The 15374-nt window shown below is 72.8% G+C and carries 12 protein-coding genes; 7 read left to right on the plus strand and 5 right to left on the minus strand.

The window, feature by feature from the left end; all coding sequences use genetic code 11:
- Window positions 1-49: 49 nt before the first annotated feature.
- Window positions 50-490 (minus strand): ATP-binding protein, encoded by a 441-nt coding sequence (locus ABZ659_RS04795; RefSeq protein ID WP_360213474.1) that lies wholly within the window; start codon window positions 488-490, stop codon window positions 50-52.
- 163 nt (window positions 491-653) lie between these two features.
- On the opposite strand from ABZ659_RS04795, the gene ABZ659_RS04800 reads away from it, so the two are divergent.
- The 5 genes from ABZ659_RS04800 to tyrS all read left to right on the plus strand — a co-directional run bounded on the left by ABZ659_RS04800 (window position 654) and on the right by tyrS (window position 6001).
- Window positions 654-1475: a helix-turn-helix transcriptional regulator gene (locus tag ABZ659_RS04800; RefSeq protein ID WP_360213965.1), complete on the plus strand. Its 822-nt coding sequence runs from the start codon at window positions 654-656 to the stop codon at window positions 1473-1475.
- On the plus strand, window positions 1472-1666 hold the full coding sequence (locus tag ABZ659_RS04805; RefSeq protein ID WP_360213476.1) for a DUF397 domain-containing protein: 195 nt from the start codon (window positions 1472-1474) through the stop codon (window positions 1664-1666). The genes ABZ659_RS04800 and ABZ659_RS04805 overlap by 4 nt, the downstream gene beginning before the upstream one ends.
- Window positions 1667-1742: 76 nt before the next feature.
- Complete coding sequence (locus tag ABZ659_RS04810; RefSeq protein WP_360213478.1) at window positions 1743-3266, plus strand: TldD/PmbA family protein; 1524 nt, start codon at window positions 1743-1745, stop codon at window positions 3264-3266.
- Complete coding sequence (locus ABZ659_RS04815) at window positions 3263-4657, plus strand: metallopeptidase TldD-related protein (protein WP_360213480.1); 1395 nt, start codon at window positions 3263-3265, stop codon at window positions 4655-4657. Before ABZ659_RS04810 ends, ABZ659_RS04815 begins: the two co-directional genes overlap by 4 nt.
- A gap of 75 nt (window positions 4658-4732) precedes the next feature.
- The gene (gene tyrS, locus ABZ659_RS04820; protein WP_360213482.1) at window positions 4733-6001 is read left to right on the plus strand and encodes a tyrosine--tRNA ligase; all 1269 of its coding nucleotides are present in this window, start codon (window positions 4733-4735) and stop codon (window positions 5999-6001) included.
- A 39-nt stretch (window positions 6002-6040) separates the two neighbouring features.
- Here tyrS and ABZ659_RS04825 read toward each other — a convergent pair whose 3' ends face one another.
- Entirely contained in the window at window positions 6041-6316 is a 276-nt protein-coding gene (locus ABZ659_RS04825; RefSeq protein WP_360213484.1) for a GlsB/YeaQ/YmgE family stress response membrane protein, read from the minus strand.
- A 218-nt stretch (window positions 6317-6534) separates the two neighbouring features.
- Here ABZ659_RS04825 and ABZ659_RS04830 point away from each other — a divergent pair, with 218 nt between their 5' ends.
- Both ABZ659_RS04830 and ABZ659_RS04835 read left to right on the plus strand, forming a co-directional pair.
- On the plus strand, window positions 6535-6918 hold the full coding sequence (locus ABZ659_RS04830) for a DUF3099 domain-containing protein (protein WP_360213486.1): 384 nt from the start codon (window positions 6535-6537) through the stop codon (window positions 6916-6918).
- A gap of 213 nt (window positions 6919-7131) precedes the next feature.
- Window positions 7132-7353, plus strand: a complete 222-nt coding sequence (locus ABZ659_RS04835) for a hypothetical protein (RefSeq protein WP_360213488.1) — start codon at window positions 7132-7134, stop codon at window positions 7351-7353.
- Between the two features lie 10 nt (window positions 7354-7363).
- On the opposite strand, the gene ABZ659_RS04840 is transcribed toward ABZ659_RS04835, so the two are convergent.
- Genes ABZ659_RS04840 through ABZ659_RS04850 form a run of 3 tightly spaced genes read right to left on the minus strand, consistent with a single transcriptional unit; the run spans window position 7364 to window position 15335 of the window.
- A complete protein-coding gene (locus tag ABZ659_RS04840) occupies window positions 7364-9322 on the minus strand; it encodes a pentapeptide repeat-containing protein (RefSeq protein ID WP_360213490.1) in 1959 nt (652 codons plus the stop codon).
- A 37-nt stretch (window positions 9323-9359) separates the two neighbouring features.
- The gene (locus ABZ659_RS04845) at window positions 9360-10769 is read right to left on the minus strand and encodes a hypothetical protein (protein WP_360213492.1); all 1410 of its coding nucleotides are present in this window, start codon (window positions 10767-10769) and stop codon (window positions 9360-9362) included.
- A 12-nt stretch (window positions 10770-10781) separates the two neighbouring features.
- On the minus strand, window positions 10782-15335 hold the full coding sequence (locus tag ABZ659_RS04850; RefSeq protein ID WP_360213494.1) for a peptidase C14 caspase catalytic subunit p20: 4554 nt from the start codon (window positions 15333-15335) through the stop codon (window positions 10782-10784).
- Window positions 15336-15374: the final 39 nt, after the last annotated feature.

The raw sequence follows: 15374 nt of genomic DNA on the forward strand, positions 1-15374 counted from the left end.
GGCTCCCTCGATGCAGGTAGGAGTTGTATCTACCTATCCTCGATTGTACCTACAACGTGTACTCGGCCCAGACGGTCTTTCCGGGCCCCGTCCGACCGCACACCCCCCACCGCGCGACCAGCGCCGCGACGAGCAGCAGCCCCCGGCCGTCCTCCGCGTCCACCGCGCCAGCGGGCGCCCGCGACGGTTCGGGGACGCCGGGGTGGACGTCGGACACCTCCACCCGTACGACGGCGGCCGCACGGTCGTAGCGCAGCGCCAGCCCGAAGTCGCGCCCCGGGACGCGGCCGTGCAGCACGGCGTTGGCGGCGAGTTCCGCGACGACGAGCGCGACGTCCTCCGACGCCGGGCTGCCGTACGGGATGCCCCAGGAGTCGAGCTGCTGGGTGGTGAGCCGCCGGGCGAGCCGGGCGCCGCGTCTGGTGGCGGAGAGGCGCTGGGCGAACACACTCACGGTGACGGTCTCGTGGGGAGGTGGTGCGACTGGCATGGGGGCAGCCTCCTGGCCGACCGCGCCTGACCAACAGGTCCGACGCCCATACAGACGCCCTTGTATCAGTGCACACTCTGGACTGGGTGGGTAACTCCCCGTGACCGTTGTCGGGTTGGCAGGGATGACGGGGCGAGGACCTGAGCACGGGAGGCACGTGGCGATGACGACGGAAGCGGAACTCTCCGACAGTCTGCGGACGTTCGGCGCGGTGCTGAAGGCACTGCGGGAGGAATCCGGGTTGACCCAGGAGGAGTTCGCGGCGCGGGTACGGTACTCGGCCGCGTGCATCGCCAAGATCGAGCAGGGGAAGCGGTTCCCTCCGGAGAAGCTGCCGGGTCGGGCGGGCGAGGCGTTGGGGCCGGTGGCGAGCAAGGTCTTGGAGGCGGCGGCGCGGAGTCTTCGGCGGAGGGCCGGGCTGGCGTCCTGGTTCCAGCAGTGGGCCGGGATCGAGGAAGAGGCGATCTCCCTGTATGCGTACGAGTGCCGGGCGATCCCGGGGCTGTTGCAGCCGGAGAGCTACGTCCGTGCCGTGTTCGACCTCCGTCTGCCTCCGGTGACCGAGGAACACATCGAGCGCAAGGTCGCCGCTCGTCTGGACCGGCAGCAACTCCTCACCAGCCGTCCGAACACCGCGTTCAGTTTCATCGTCGAGCAGAGCGTGGTGGAGCGGCGCATGGGAGGCAGCAGCGTCACCAGGGAGGTCATCGACCGCCTGTTGGACGTGAGCCAACAGCGCAACGTCGAGTTCCAGATCATGCCCACGGTGCAGGAGGACCATTGCGGGATCGATGGTCACATGTACCTGGCCGAGACCCCGTCCCACCAGTGGATCGGCTACACGGAAGGGCAGCGATCGAGCAGCCTGATCACCGCGCCGAAAGACGTGAGCGTCCTGCTCCAGCGCTATGGCAGGCTGCGTTCCCAAGCCTTGGACTGCCGGGCTACGGTGAGGCTGCTGGAACAGATGCGAGGAGCGCTATGAGCAAGAGGGACGAGCTGAGCTTGAGCTGGGTCAAGAGCAGCTACAGCGGCAGCGAGGGCGACAACTGCGTCGAGGTCGCCGTACGCCCCGAGGCGGTCCACATCCGCGACTCCAAGGACGAGCAGATCCGCCCCCTCGTCGTCACGCCGTCCGCCTGGGCGGCGTTCACGACACTCGCGGCGTCGTCGTAGACCGTACGGAGCGGGCGGGCCACGGGAGAGAATTCCGTGGCCCGCCCGTCTTTGTCACCCCGAAGGGATTCCGTCTGTGCCCCATGAAGTCGATCCGTCCTTCCTGGCGCTGCCCCTACGCGCCCTCGCCGACGCCGCGCTCGCACGCGCGCGTGCGCTCGGTGCCGACCACGCCGACTTCCGGTTCGAGCGGGTGCGCAGCGCCTCCTGGCGGCTGCGGGACGCGCGTCCGTCCGGGTCGTCCGACACCACCGACCTCGGCTACGCGGTGCGGGTGGTGCACGGCGGTACGTGGGGGTTCGCGTCCGGCGTGGACCTCACGATGGACGCCGCCGCGAAGGTGGCGAGCCAGGCCGTGGCCATGGCAAAGCTGTCCGCGCAGGTGATCAAGGCCGCCGGGTCCGACGAGCGCGTGGAGCTGGCCGACGAGCCGGTACACGCCGACCGGACCTGGGTCTCGTCGTACGAGACCGATCCGTTCACCGTGCCCGACGAGGAGAAGTCGGCGCTGCTGGCGGAGTGGAGCCGTGGGCTGCTGGCGGCGAGCGGGGTCGACCACGTCGACGCCTCGCTGCTGACCGTGCACGAGAACAAGTTCTACGCCGACACGGCGGGGACCGTCACCACCCAGCAGCGGGTACGGCTGCATCCGCAGCTCACGGCGGTGTCCGTGGACGAGTCGAGCGGTGAGTTCGACTCGATGCGGACCATCGCGCCGCCGGTGGGGCGCGGCTGGGAGTACCTCACGGGCACCGGCTGGGACTGGGAGGACGAGCTGGCGCGGCTGCCCGAGCTGCTCGCGGAGAAGATGCGGGCGCCGAGCGTCGAGCCGGGGCTGTACGACCTGGTGGTGGACCCGTCCAACCTGTGGCTGACCATCCACGAGTCGATCGGCCACGCCACCGAGCTGGACCGGGCGCTCGGCTACGAGGCGGCGTACGCGGGGACGTCGTTCGCCACCTTCGACCAGCTGGGCAAGCTGCGCTACGGCTCGGACCTGATGAACGTCACCGGCGACCGGACGGCCGAGCACGGGCTCGCGACGATCGGGTACGACGACGAGGGCGTGGCGGCGCAGTCCTGGGACCTGGTGAAGGACGGGACGCTGGTCGGCTACCAGCTGGACCGGCGGATCGCGCGGCTGACCGGGTTCGAGCGGTCCAACGGGTGCGCCTTCGCGGACTCCCCCGCGCATGTGCCGGTGCAGCGGATGGCCAACGTGAGTCTCCGGCCCGATCCCGCCGGGATGTCCACGGAGGACCTGATCGGCGGGGTGGACCGCGGGATCTACGTCGTCGGGGACCGGTCGTGGTCCATCGACATGCAGCGGTACAACTTCCAGTTCACGGGGCAGCGGTTCTACCGGATCGAGAACGGGCGGATCACCGGGCAGCTGCGGGACGTCGCCTACCAGGCGAGCACGACCGACTTCTGGGGCTCGCTGGCGGCCGTCGGCGGTCCGCAGACGTACGTCCTGGGCGGTGCCTTCAACTGTGGCAAGGCCCAGCCGGGGCAGGTCGCCGCCGTGTCGCACGGCTGCCCGTCCGCGCTCTTCAAGGGCGTCAACATTCTGAACACCACGCAGGAGGCCGGTCGATGAGCGCGCCCGTGAACAAGCCGCACGAGATCGTCGAGCGGGCCCTTGAGCTGTCCCGGGCGGACGGCTGTGTGGTGATCGCCGACGAGCACTCGACCGCCAACCTGCGCTGGGCGGGCAACGCGCTGACCACGAACGGCGTCACGCGCGGGCGCACGCTCACGGTCGTCGCGACCGTCGACGGGAGCGAGGGCACGGCAGCGGGGGTGGTGTCGCGGTCCGCGGTGACGGCGGACGAGCTGGAGCCGCTGGTGCGGGCAGCCGAGGCCGCCGCGCGCGGCGCCGGTCCCGCCGAGGACGCCCAGCCCCTGGTCACGGGGGTGCCCGAGGCGCCGGACTTCACCGCGCCGCCCGCCGAGACGTCGTCCGCGGTGTACGCCGAGTTCGCCCCGGCGCTGGGCGAGGCGTTCGCACGCGCGCGTGCCAGCGGCCGGGAGCTGTACGGCTTCGCCAACCACGAGATGGTCTCCACCTACCTGGGCACGTCGACGGGGCTGCGGCTGCGCCACGACCAGCCCAACGGCACCCTGGAGCTGAACGCCAAGTCCCCGGACCGCACCCGGTCGGCGTGGGCGGGCCGGTCGACGCGGGACTTCACGGACGTCGACCCGGCGGAGCTCGACGCGGAGCTGGCCGTACGCCTCGGCTGGGCGAAGCGGCGCGTGGAGCTGCCCGCGGGCCGGTACGAGACGCTGCTGCCGCCGACCGCCGTGGCCGACCTGCTGATCTACCAGCTGTGGTCGGCGTCGGGCCGGGACGCGGCCGAGGGGCGGACGGTGTTCTCCAAGCCGGGCGGCGGCACCCGCGTGGGCGAGCGGCTCAGCGAGCTGCCGCTGACCCTGCGCAGCGACCCGGACGAGCCGGGCCTGGAGACGCCGCCGTTCGTGGTCGCGCACTCCTCCGGCGCCGACCAGTCCGTGTTCGACAACGGGCTGCCCGTCCAGGCCACGGAGTGGATCCGCGCGGGCGAGCTGGCACGGCTGACGACCACCCGGCACAGCGCGGCGCTGACCGGGCTGCCGGTGGCCCCGGCGATCGGCAACCTCGTCCTGGACGGCGGCTCCGACCGCTCCCTGGAGGAGATGGTCGCCGGCACCGAGCGGGGGCTGCTGCTGACCTGCCTGTGGTACATCCGCGAGGTGGACCCGGCGACGCTGCTGCTGACCGGGCTGACCCGGGACGGGGTGTACCTCGTCGAGAACGGCGAGGTGACCGGCGAGGTGAACAACTTCCGGTTCAACGAGTCACCGGTCGGGCTGCTGGGCCGGGCGGTGGAGGCGGGCCGTACGGAGCGCACCCTGCCCCGGGAGTGGAGCGACTGGTTCACCAGGACGGCGATGCCCGCGCTGCGCGTGCCGGACTTCAACATGAGCAGTGTCAGCCAGGGCGTATAACCTCGTAGGCGTTCCCCTCGGCTGTCACCCGACCGGCCGGGGACCGCTCTTGGACCTCTAGGAGACACGAGAACCGTGACGGACATCGTCGACGAGCTGAAGTGGCGGGGGCTGTTCTCCCTGTCCACTGACGAGGACGCTTTGCGCAAGGCGCTCGCGGACGGTCCCGTCACGTTCTATTGCGGCTTCGACCCGACCGCGCCGTCGCTGCACGTGGGGCACCTGGTGCAGGTGCTCACCGTGCGCCGCCTCCAGCGGGCCGGGCACCGCCCGCTGGCCCTGGTCGGCGGCGCCACCGGCCTGATCGGCGACCCGCGCCCGACCGCGGAGCGCACGCTGAACAGCCCGGAGACCGTCGCGGGCTGGGTGGACAGGCTGCGCGCGCAGATCGAGCCGTTCCTGTCCTTCGAGGGCGAGAACGCGGCCGTGATGGTGAACAACCTCGACTGGACGCGGAACCTGTCCGCGATCGAGTTCCTGCGCGACATCGGCAAGCACTTCCGCGTCAACAAGATGCTGACGAAGGACTCGGTCGCCCGCCGCCTGGAGTCCTCCGAGGGCATCAGCTACACGGAGTTCAGCTACCAGATCCTCCAGGGCATGGACTTCCTCCAGCTCTACCGGAGGTACGGCTGCACGCTCCAGCAGGGCGGCAGCGACCAGTGGGGCAACCTCACCGCCGGTCTCGACCTGATCCACCGCCTGGAGCCGGACGCCTCGGTGCACGCGCTGGCGACGCCGCTGATGACGAAGGCGGACGGCACCAAGTTCGGCAAGACCGAGGGCGGCGCGGTCTGGCTGGACCCGGAGATGACGACGCCGTACGCGTTCTACCAGTTCTGGCTGAACGTGGACGACCGGGACATCTCCCGGTACTCGCGCATCCTGTCCTTCCGGTCCCGGGAGGAGCTGGAGGAGCTGGAGCGGCAGACCGAGGAGCGTCCGCAGGCGCGGGCGGCGCAGCGGGCGCTGGCCGAGGAGCTGACGACGCTGGTGCACGGCGCGGACCAGACCACCGCCGTCATCGCCGCGTCCCGGGCGCTGTTCGGCCAGGGTGAGCTGGCGGAGCTGGACGAGCGGACGCTGGCCGCCGCGCTCTCCGAGGTGCCGCACATCCAGGTCGCCGAGCCCGGCCCGGTCGTCGACCTGTTCGCGGAGGTCGGCCTGGTCGCCAGCAAGTCGGCCGCGCGGCGCACGGTGAAGGAGGGCGGCGCCTACGTGAACAACGCGAAGGTCGCCGCCGAGGACGCCGTACCCGCCAAGGAGGACCTGCTGCACGGCCGCTGGCTGGTGCTGCGGCGCGGCAAGAAGAACCTGGCCGCCGTCGAGGTGACCGGCGCCTGACCGTCGACGAGGCCGGTGCCTGAGGGGGGCGTACGACCCTCAGGCCCGGCGTCGGTTGCCGCGCAGCGCCATGTAGAGCCGGTCGCCGACCGAGACGATGATCACCGCGGCGATCACCTGGAAGACGTGCCGCCACCAGTCGATGCCGCTGGTCGCGTCGACTCCGGCGGCCCGCGCGAGCGCGTTGCCCGCGACGGCGCCGAGGATGCCGAAGATGGTGACCAGCCACAACGGGCTGTGCTGCTTGCCCGGGATGATCGCTTTGGCGATCAGGCCGAGCACGAATCCCACGATGATCGCCCACAACCATCCCATGGCCGCCTCCTCATCCCGCTCGTTCCGGAAGGTACGCCCAGTCTCGGCCCGCCCCGTACCACCCGCACCTCGCGTACGGCCATCCGACGGACGTCCCCCGCCGGGGCCCCGTGGCCCCTTGCCCACAGAGGCGCCCCCACGCTCGAAGGCGGCGGGTGGGCGGCGTAACGTGGTGGTTGGACCGGGCGAGTCCGATGCGGGCGGATGGTGGAAGTGTGATGCGGAAGCGGCATGACGGCGGCGGTGGCGCCCAGGTGTTCCGGATCACCGGCGCCCGGCAGGGCCTCGCGGAGGACGTCCGGGGACGGCAGCGCCGGTATGTGATCTCGATGTCCGTGCGGACACTGTCGGTGATCCTCGCGGCCACCCTGTGGAACGTCGAGCGGCACGTGGCGATCGTGGCGCTGGTGCTCGGGGCGGTGCTCCCCTACATCGCTGTGGTGATCGCCAACGCGGGGCGCGAGAACGCGCCGTCCTTGCCGTCGACGTTCGTGACGGCACCGACGCCCCCGATGATCCTGCCGCCCCGGGACACCCCGCGGGACACCTCCGAGCCCACCGGTGCCGCGGAGGGTGGGGGCGGGGCACGCGACCGGCAGTGACCCCGGGGACGGCTGCGCGTCTTGTCACCGACGGTTCCAGCCAAGCTCAAGAAAAGCTCATATCGATCGTGCAGTTCCGGTGCCCGGCGGCCGGTGCGGCGTGACATACTTCGTAGGCGCTCCGCATCCCCCGTCGGAGCGACGGACCGACGCCGGGCAGCTCCCCCCGTGGCTGCTCGGCGTCGCCTTTTCCCGCGGTTGTGAGACATACCTGTGACTGACGAGACGACCCCCATCTGCTCCGCCAAGGGCTGCCGTGTCCCCGCGGTCTGGGTACTGGCCTGGAACAACCCCAAGCTCCACACCCCGGACCGCCGCAAGACCTGGCTGGCGTGCGAGGAGCACCGCGCGCACCTGTCGCAGTTCCTGGGGGTACGGGGGTTCCTGAAGGACGTCGTCACCCTCACCGAGTGGGAGGCCCGGCAGGGCGCCTGACATCCGGCGGCTACCTCTTCACCCGGCTGCGGACGGCGAGCGCGGCGAGTCCGAGCAGGGCGGGTTCGACGACGCAGGACGCCATGTCGACGTAGGTCCCCGCGACGGTCAGCTCCTGTCCGGAGGACCGGAACACCACCGAGTTGACGACCACCCGCAGCGCCTTCTCGAACCGCTCGGACGACAGGCGGCGGCCGTACGGCCCCGAGGGGTTGACGGGGTCCGGTGTGCGCGTGGTCAGGGTGACGGTGCCGCCGGTGGTCTTCCCGGTGCTCACGGGTTCGGGGGCGTTCCGCGGCAGGCCCCACAGCATCATCGCCAGCACGGTGGCCGTCACGGCGAGCAGTAGCCAGCCGAGCGCGCGCGTCGCCCGCAGACCGTAGCCGGACACCGCCCAGTACAGGTGGAGGAGCGTCCGCTCGCCGCGGGACGCGTCGGGGTCGTGACGGCGCATCTCCATCTCGCCGTAGTAGAAGTCCGCCGCTCCCGGCTCGTTCCTGCCGTCCTCCAGGGCCTTGCGGAGCTGGCGGTACACCGGCGCCAGCGCGGCGGGCTCCCGTACGTCCGCGCCGTCCGGCGCGGGCGTCCACCCGTCGGCACCGCGCCGCGCCGCGCGCCAGTGGTGCTCCTCGACCAACGTCCTCCGCCGGGTCCAGCGCACCCCGGGAGGCGGCAGGGGGAGGGGGCACCGGCCCTCCAGCTTCAGCTGGTCGAGGTGGACCGACTCCGCGAAGAGGCAGCACGTCAGGTCCACGTCGGTCAGTACCAGGTGCGCGGCGTCGACGCCCCGCAGGGACGTGAGACGCACCCGTGGGTCGGTCAGCCCCTCTTCGCTGATCTCCGCACCGTCCTCCGAGAGGAACGGGCGGGACCGGCTGGCGACGCCGACCGGGAACTCCAGGACGGCGTCGCTCAGGTCGACGGCGGCGTACCGGAGGCGGAGGGACGCGGTGGACGCCCAGCGCGTCCCCCGGCAGCGCAGCTCCCGCACGGCGGCCTCGATCGTCACCGCGGACTCGAAGACCGCGCCGGACAGGTCAAGGGCCGCCGGGAACACCACCGGGCCCAGTCTCTTCGTGCGCTGGAAGGCCGCCCGCCGGAACACGACGTCACCGCCTACGTCCGCCGCGCCGAACCCCGCGTCGCCCCCGATGATCGCGCCGACGAACATGACACCCCTGGCGAAGCGCGCGCCGTGGAACGAGACGTCCTCACGCATCGTCGCCGCGTCGAAGCATGCCTCCTGGCGGAACTCGGCCCGGTCGAACCACGCCGCCCGGGCGATCTCGGCCTGGTCGAACCGGGCGTCCCGCCGGAACACCGCACCGTCGAACCAGGCCGCGCCACCGACCGTCGCCGCGGCGAAGCGGGCGATCCCCCCGAACTCCGTCCCGCTGAACACCGCGTCACCGCCGACGGCCAGCCCCTCGAAGACGGCGTCACCACCGACCTCCCGGACGGAGAAGCGCAGTGCGCCACCGACGCCGGCCCGGTGGAACCACGCCCCGGCGTGGATCTCCACGTCCTCGAACCAGAGGTCGTGGGCGACCCGCGCCTCCCCGAACCTGACCGCGGCCTCGAACCTGACGGTGTCGAAGCACGCGCCGCCCTCGAATCGCGCCGCGCCGAACGAGGCGACGCCGGTGACGTCCAGGTGCTGGAACTGCGCGTCGCCGCTGAAGCGGGCCTCGTCGAAGTCGACCCGGCCGAGGCGGGACCGTCCCGTTCCCGGGTCCCGGAGCGCGGTCAGCAGCTCGTCCAGCAGGTCCTGGGTGAAGGGCGTGCCCCGGTGGTCGAGGTCGGCGCCGGGCTCCAGTCCGTCCAGGTACGCGGCCCGCTCGGTCGCGCCGAGATGCGCCAGGCAGGCCGGGTACGACTCGACCCGACGGCCGGGACACGGGCCACGGGCCCCGGTGCGGTCGCAGTGCGGCCAGTCGGGGGCTTCGGACGCGATGGTGCCGGGAGACACGGTGATGGTTCCGCTCCTTCTGGTGTCGGTGGCGGCTTCACGCCGTGTAGACCGTGATGACCTTGCGGTCCGCGCGCATCGGCCGTTTGACCACCGCTTCCATCACCCACTTCCCGGGCTCCCCCACCATCTCGGCCCGGAACCGGCCCGTCCCGCTGGCCGAGAAGACGACCGGCTGTCTGGCGGAGGTGCCCACGCGCCAGATGACGGCCCGCAGGTCACGGTCCTGGATGTTGATCCCCAGGACGGAGACCTCGAACGCCCGGCCAGCCGCGATCTCGGACGGGGCATGCAGGGTGATCTCCTCGTCACCGGCGAGCATCCCGCTCACCGGCTGGCCCTTCCTCATGGCGACGAGCCAGTCGCCGAGCGCGCGGGCGCCCGCCAGCTCCTCGTGCCGGTGCTCCGTCCAGAGCAGGGCCGTCCGGTCCTGGAGCGCCCAGTCCGCGACGGCCGACTCCCGGGGGACCGTGCCGTCACCCTCCCCGAGGAGACTGTCGTCGGTCCTCGTGACCAGGTGCCGTCCGTCGGCGGACAGCACGACGTTCCGCGCCGTCGGGTGGGCCATGCTCCCGACGCAGTACACCTGGTACGGCAGGCGGCCTCCGGCGTCGGTCCGCCGGTGCGCCTCCCGCTCCGCCATGAACTCCTGGTGGAAGGACCGGGCGTCCTCGACGAGGGCGGTGGGCAGACCGGGGACGGGGTACCGGCGGTCGGCGAGGCCGCGCGGGCGGCTCCTGCCCTCGACGCGGACGACATCGTCGTAGACCGGCAGCAGTTGCGCGACGGACGGGAGGTTCAGGGCGAAGTCGCGCAGGACCTCGTTGAGCGTGCGCGCGTCGCCGCCCAGGGCGGCGTCGTCGCCGACCGCGTGCCCGGTCAGGAGGCGGACGGCCTGGGCCATGCCCTTGTGGGGTGTGCCGAGGGTGACCAGCGTCCGGGCGGTCTCCCGGCCGCCGAGGCACTCCAGGTAGTACCGGCCGACGAGTCCTCCGGTCGAGTGGCAGACGAGGACGGCCTTCGGGTCGTCCGGGCGGTCCGGGTAGGAGGCGTCCACCCGCTCCGACCACCGGGCCAGCTCCCGCTGGACCCGCTCGTCCAACTGCGCGGCGACCAGCCGGTGGGACAGGCGCCAGTCGTAGGCGAAGGGGACGTACTGGCCGTCAGCCAGGTCACCGAGCGCCGCGCGGAGGTCGGGGTAGCCCATGCTGGAGAGGAGTCCGGGCATCGAGTCCGGTGTCATGAGCAGCCCGTCCGGCGTCAGCCGGAAGCGACGTTCGGGCAGTTCGTCGCCGAGGCCCGCGGGGAGGGCGGCCCGCTCCAGTGCCCGTGCGGAGGGCGGCGAGCTGAGCAGCGCGCTGCCGCACTCGTCCCAGACGTCCCGGCCGTCCCTGACCAGCCGGCTGCCGAGGAGTCCGGGGACGAACACCACGAGGTCGTGCTCCACCAGCACCCTCCCTCACCTGGGTGATGTCGTGTGTGTCCTGCTCGGTCGCCCCGCGAAGAACGCGTGGGGCAGCCGGATGAGGTCGCACCGGTCGTTTCCCTGGAGCGCCACCACCAGGCCCTCCGGGTCGGGTGCCGCCGCCGTGGCGTGCACCGCGTACCCGCGCCACGGGACGCCCGGTCCGTGCAGCCAGGCCCTGGTCCGCACGTCCCACACGCGGGGTGCCGCCCGTTCGTCGCAGACCAGCAGCACCGGCCGCTCCGGAGGACCGGCGAACACCAGCGACGCCTTCTCCGGCGTCCCTCCCGGGAGCCGCCGCGGCGGGGCGTCGTACCCGGCCGAGCAGTCCTGCACGTAGACGCCGCGCTCCCGGTCCGCCCAGGCCAGCAGGGGGAAGGACTCCGCGTCCTCCGGGTCGTACAGCTCCCCCAGGACGAGACCGGTGGGGCGTACGGCGTCCAGGTGGTGCTCCTCCCTCGGGCGTCCCTCGTCGTGGCTCCACAGCCGGAGTTCGTCACCGAGGTCGGCGGCCAGCCAGCGCGTGCCGTCCCGCATGGCCCTGGCGTCGATGCCGCAGCAGCGCAGTCCGGCCCAGGTCGGTTCCCCGGTCCGCCAGCCGTGGGAGGCGTCGGCGGGCAGGCGGGCGTGGACGACGCGTCCGCCGTCCGGTACGTAGAGCCGCGGCCCCGTGCCGTCGGGGTCGACGACGAGACGGAGCGACGGGACCCGTTCCCCCGCGTCGCCGCCGAGCGTGAGGTCGGGCAGGGCCTCGACGACGGACAGGTCCTCCGACAGGTGCCAGGTCCGTACGGTGCGTTCCGCCGCCGCGGCCACCGTCCAGCCGTCCGCCACGCGCACCGCGTCCACGGCCGTCACCAGCTTGCGGTGGGTGAGCGGGGTGACGGGAGCGCTGGCCGGAGCGCCACGGTCCGGGCGGGACACCAGGACCTGGTCGTCCCAGGTGCGGCAGAGCAGGGGCGGGCCGTCCGGTGCCCCGGCCAGGGCGACCGCCGGGTGCTGGTTGCCGGGGCGCCGCAGCGTGCCGTGGCCGGACGCGAGCGCGGGCACCACGTCGATCATCCGGATGTCGGAGCCGTCGGCCACGGCCAGCAGCCCCCGCCCGCCGGGCTCGAAGGCCAGGGCCTTCTCCCGGGGCGCGGTCGTCTGGAAGGACGCCTGGCGCCGGGGGTCCTCGACGGCCCAGATGCGGACGGCGACCTCCTCGTAACCGGCGAGGAGCAGGTCGTCGCCGTGGCGTCCGAACGCCAGTCCCCGCGCGGAGGAGTCGAGTCGGGCGACGCGTCGCACGGTGGGCGGTGCGACGGGGGCGTCCGGGTCGGTCTCGCAGCTCCAGACGTGGATGTGGCGGCCGTCGGCGACCGCGATCCAGCCCCGCCGCCCCGCCCGGCCCGGTGCCGGTCCGGGGTCCGGTTCGGCGGTCGCCGCGGCGGCCACCGCGGGCGCTTCGAGTTCGCCCAGGTCCGTGCCGTCCGAGAGCAGGCCGCCGTACCCCTTCGTCCGCCGGTCCACCTCGAACAGCCGGGCGCGGTCCCCGGCGACCAGGACGAACAGGCGGGGTTCGATGCGCAGGGCGGCGAGCCGCTCGGCGTCCATCATGCGGAGGTCGGTGAGGTGGGTGCCGTGTCGGCGCGGGCCGCCCTTCCAGGACCACATCCACATCCGCTGCCCGTCGGCCGCCAGGACGACCGTCTCCGACGCCCGCCCGGCCGCGGCCAGGGACCTGACGGCGCCGCCCCAGCGGTAGACGTAGTCGGGCAGCCGGGACCCGGAGTGCCAGAAGTAGACCGCCTCGTCATCGCGGGCGACGGTGGTCCAGTGCGGTCCGGCGCCCACCTCCCGCACCTCGGTGAGGGCGCTCCCCCGTTCACCGGTCGCGTCCCGGGTCCTGCGGGTCAGCAGCCGGGTGCCCGACTCCGGGTCCAGGACCAGCACCTCCCCGCGTCCCCCGGCGGTCAGCGTGTCCCCGGGCGTCAGTTCCGCCGCGCCCGTACCGGCGCGCCAGCTCAGCGTCCTGGCCCCGCCCAGGGGAGCGGCGCGGCGCCATTCCAGGGGGTCGGGCCGCATGTCGGTCCAGTACTCCTGCCAGGGCAGGAACCCGTCGATCTCCGCCAGCGCCCGGTAGGTGGCGTCCCGGTGGCTGACGAACGCGGTGGCCCTCAGCAACGCCTTGCGGGACAGCAGGGCCTCGGCGGACAGCGGGGAGGACGACTGCCGGAAGTCGCGTCCGACGCGTCCGTACAGCGCCGCGCCGTCACTGTCCCGGGCCAGGGTGGCCGCCAGCGGCAGCATCACGTCCGGGTTGGTCCACAGCAGGAACCGCACGTCCCGGAAGAGCGCGTGCAGTTCCCGCGGCCCGGTCTGGGCGGCGTGGGCGCCCAGGTAGTCGACGGTGTACTCGTCCGCCCTGCCCCAGTCGCCGCCGGCCTGCGCGCGCAGCGCCGTCACGACCTTCTCGTGGGCGCCGCGGGTGTCCAGTCCGGCGCCGGTGAGGAAGAACTCGCCGTAGCTGGGGTGGGCCAGCTGGTAGGTCGTGTGGGTGGTTCCGTCGCCGCGCGGAGCCCGCTGGGAGGCGATGATGCCGCCGCCGGCGCTCCGGCACACGCGTTGCAGGTCGCCGAGGGCCAGTTCCGGGGTCCCGGTGTCCCGCAGCGCGTTGGCGAGGGAGAGCCAGACCCTGCCCGGTGGCAGTCCGCGCCCCTGGATCACGGCCAGGGCGCGCAGCACCTCGTGCGCGCGTTCCGCTCCCCGCTGGGAGACGAGGTGGCCCACCTCCTCGCTGAGGCGCCGGTGCAGGTCCATGCCGCCGGAACTCGTCCAGGCCGACAGGTCGGCCTCCGTGACGACCCGGGGCCGACGGGCGAGTTCCGTCGCGGCGAGCCGGGCCACCAGGAACGAGCCGTGGCTGTGGGAGGCGACGAGCCGGGCGGTCCAGTCGCGGTCGTCGTCCCTCGCGCGCCCCTGGTACGGGGAGCCTTCCGTGGCGAGCACCGACAGGGCCATGCCCGCGATGCTCCGGCGCGCCTCGTCGTCGTCGCCCAGCACCACGGGGCGGACGCTCTGGTTCAACGTGTCGAGCAGCGACTCCTCCTCGGTCGGCGCGGTGGTGCGCCTGCGGGGCTGCGGGCGCGTCCCGACGACCAGGCGGACGCCGGCGAGGGCGGACAGCGGGTTGAGCAGGTGGCGCGCGATGTCGTGGGCCTGGTCCGGAAGCGCCTCGTCGAGCGCGTCGAAGAGCAGGTTCAGGGAGCCCGCCCGGGAGACGAGGGTGTCGACGGCGGCGCAGCACTGCTCGGGGGTGACCGGCTCCTCGGGCCGGGGGCCCACCCCTTCGACGTGCGACAGGACGCCCCACAGTGCCGTGACCAGCGAGTGCACCGACTGGCCCCGGCAGCTCAGGGCGGCGTGGACGGTTCCGGCGCGCGGCAGCGTGGCGGGGGCCAGGTCGGAGCGGAGGGTCTCCCGCCACTCCGGGAGGGAGGTGAGGGCCAGACGGCCGAGCAGAGCCGTCTTCCCCGTCCCCGCGAGGCCCGTCACCACGAGGAGTCCGCTGGGGTGGGTGTCCATCCACCGCACGACCCGGCCCAGGGCGTGGTGCCTGCCCGCGAAGTGACGGCTGAGGTGGCTGCCCTCTTCGAGTCCGAACTGCTCGGCCTCGGCCCACGGCTTCCGCTCCACCAGCTTCGCGGGCGTGTAGACCCGTCGTTCGCTGTCCTGGAAGTGGGGGTTGTCCAGGAAGCTGTTGGGCAGCGAGCGGACCTCGGTGTAGCCGGGGCGCTGCTCGGGCTCGTCGAGGCCGGAGGCGGCGGCCTCCGCGTCCACGGCGTCCCGCAGGTACGGCAGGGGCAGGTAGAGGGCGGAGGGTTCGAAGGGGCGGGCGTGGTCGGGGGCGACGAAGTCCGGCTTCGCCAGGGCTTCCTCCAGCCATCTCACCCACCGGCCCTCGGGGATCTGTACGTCGACCCCCGAGGTGCCGATGACGGCGAACCCGGCCTGCCGGGTCTGGCGGGCCCGGGACACGCTGGCCTGTTCCAGGCTCAGGGCGTGGCGCAGTGCCGCGGGGAGCTGGCTGTGGGAGGAGCAGGCGTCGATGATCAGGAGGGTGTCGGTCTCCTGGTCGGAGCGCAGGATCCGGTCCACGAGCCCCGTCACGGAGACGGCGCGCTCCGGCGCGAACTCCCCGGAGGCCCAGGAGTCGGAGCAGGCGAGGAAGTACCCGTGGTCCGCGCGGTGGACGCCGTGTCCCGTCCAGTAGAGGATCTTCCGCTCGGCGCCGTGGGCGAGGAAGTCCTCCAGTCCCGTCTCCCACAGCTGCTGGAAGTCGGTGCCCTCCCCGTCGAGGTGCAGGCTCTCCCCGAACCCCAGCGAGGTGCGCGCGATGTCGGTGAACCGGTCGCGGACGTCGGCCACGTTCCGCAGTCTCCGCCGCTGCCGTGTGTCCTCGTCGGGATGCGCGTAGTCGGCCACCGCCACGGTGCCGACCAGCGACGACGAGCGCCGCTCGGACTTGACCAGTGACAGGTGGTCGCCCACCTCGCTCCGCCTCATGACCAGTCCCGGGCTGTAGTTTTGTCAGTCGCAACAGAG

Origin of the sequence: Streptomyces sp. NPDC006997, from assembly GCF_040635175.1 — a bacterium.
Lineage (GTDB): Bacteria > Actinomycetota > Actinomycetes > Streptomycetales > Streptomycetaceae > Streptomyces.

Bases quoted from the DNA above. Each gene is read 5' to 3' on its own strand.
- ABZ659_RS04825 (WP_360213484.1), bottom strand. From the start codon at position 6,316: ATGGGATGGTTGTGGGCGATCATCGTGGGATTCGTGCTCGGCCTGATC.
- ABZ659_RS04815 (WP_360213480.1), top strand. From the start codon at position 3,263: ATGAGCGCGCCCGTGAACAAGCCGCACGAGATCGTCGAGCGGGCCCTT.
- ABZ659_RS04795 (WP_360213474.1), bottom strand. From the start codon at position 490: ATGCCAGTCGCACCACCTCCCCACGAGACCGTCACCGTGAGTGTGTTC.
- ABZ659_RS04850 (WP_360213494.1), bottom strand. From the start codon at position 15,335: ATGAGGCGGAGCGAGGTGGGCGACCACCTGTCACTGGTCAAGTCCGAG.
- ABZ659_RS04800 (WP_360213965.1), top strand. From the start codon at position 654: ATGACGACGGAAGCGGAACTCTCCGACAGTCTGCGGACGTTCGGCGCG.
- ABZ659_RS04805 (WP_360213476.1), top strand. From the start codon at position 1,472: ATGAGCAAGAGGGACGAGCTGAGCTTGAGCTGGGTCAAGAGCAGCTAC.
- ABZ659_RS04830 (WP_360213486.1), top strand. From the start codon at position 6,535: ATGCGGAAGCGGCATGACGGCGGCGGTGGCGCCCAGGTGTTCCGGATC.